The following is a 1,207-nucleotide window of genomic DNA, read 5'->3' as shown; positions in this document are numbered from 1 at the left end:
GGACCTGCGGTCCGCGCCCCGGAATGACCAATTCTGCAAAGCCCTCCCCTCGAGGAGCACGACGGCGAAGCGCCGTGCGCCGCCGTCCAGGCCTCCCCGACTCGCGACCGCCGGCCGCATCCGCGAGAATCTGATCACGTCTCCTGATCACGTCCGACTCACGTCGGCGCGCCGCGACGTTTTTCCGCCCCGCGCGACTCGTTCCGGCTCCGATTCCGGTCTGTTCCACTTTTGATTCAAACCGCCGTCCAGCACGTTCGTCACCCGAGTCAAACTGTCGCGGTGGACAACGTCGATCCCTGTGGACCGAGTCCAGTGCGTCGTTGCGCGATTCAGCGGAATCCACGAACCCTTGCTGGCGGACCGGGACGTCGTCTCCGGCCCGCCGGAGCAGGGCTCGGCGGGCTCCGACGGGGGGTCCCGCAGGATCGTGCGAGCCGCTGCAAAATACTGGAGCCGGACCCGATTCCGTCGGAACGGGGCCCGCTCTATAGTCGATGGACCGAGTGATTCGGTGTTCGTGGAAGTCCCAGCGATGCAGGCGTTCCTGCAGGTTCGGGCGCTTCGGGCACCCGGCGCGTGCCGTCGCGTGGCGTGCGCGTTCGTGCGTTCGCTCCCGCGTCCGGCACTTGAGGGGTAGAAGCGGCATGTCGCTGATGGAGATCGAGAGCCCGCGGAACGCCAACCCGGTCGACATCGTCGAGCGGGTGGCCGCGGTCAACGACTGGTCCTTCGCGCGATCGAGCGAGGACGAGGTCACGCTCGTGATCACGGGCAAGTGGACCGATTATCAGGTCTCGTTCACCTGGATGAGCGAGATCGAGGCCCTGCATCTCGCCTGCGCCTTCGACCTGAAGGTTCCGGAGCGTCGCCGCGCCGAGATGGTCGAGCTGGTCTCGATCATCAACGAGCAGCTCTGGGTCGGCCATTTCGACCTGTGGGCCAACGACGGGCTGGTGATGTTCCGCCACGCGCTGGTGCTGGCCGGCGGCGTCGAGGCCTCGGGCGCGCAATGCGAGTCGCTGCTCTCCACCGCAGCCGAGGCGTGCGAGCGCTACTACCAGGCCTTCCAGTACGTGATGTGGGCCGGCAAGTCCCCGCGCGACGCCCTCGACGCCGTGCAGTTCGAGACCGTCGGCGAGGCCTGAGCGGGCGCCACGCCCCCGACTTCACCTCTCCCCTGCGGGGAGAGGTCGGATCGTGAAGC

1 protein-coding gene is annotated in these 1,207 nt (G+C 67.6%); it reads left to right on the top strand.

The window, feature by feature from the left end:
* Positions 1-647: 647 nt before the first annotated feature.
* Positions 648-1,148, top strand: a complete 501-nt coding sequence (locus tag CH341_RS24445) for a type III secretion system chaperone family protein (protein WP_111421593.1) — start codon at positions 648-650, stop codon at positions 1,146-1,148.
* The last annotated feature ends 59 nt before the right edge of the window (positions 1,149-1,207 follow it).

The sequence above is a fragment of the Rhodoplanes roseus genome, from assembly GCF_003258865.1.
Lineage (GTDB): Bacteria > Pseudomonadota > Alphaproteobacteria > Rhizobiales > Xanthobacteraceae > Rhodoplanes > Rhodoplanes roseus.
The sequence above is the reverse complement of the archived record's forward strand: the minus strand, read 5'-3'. Positions and strand labels throughout refer to the sequence as shown.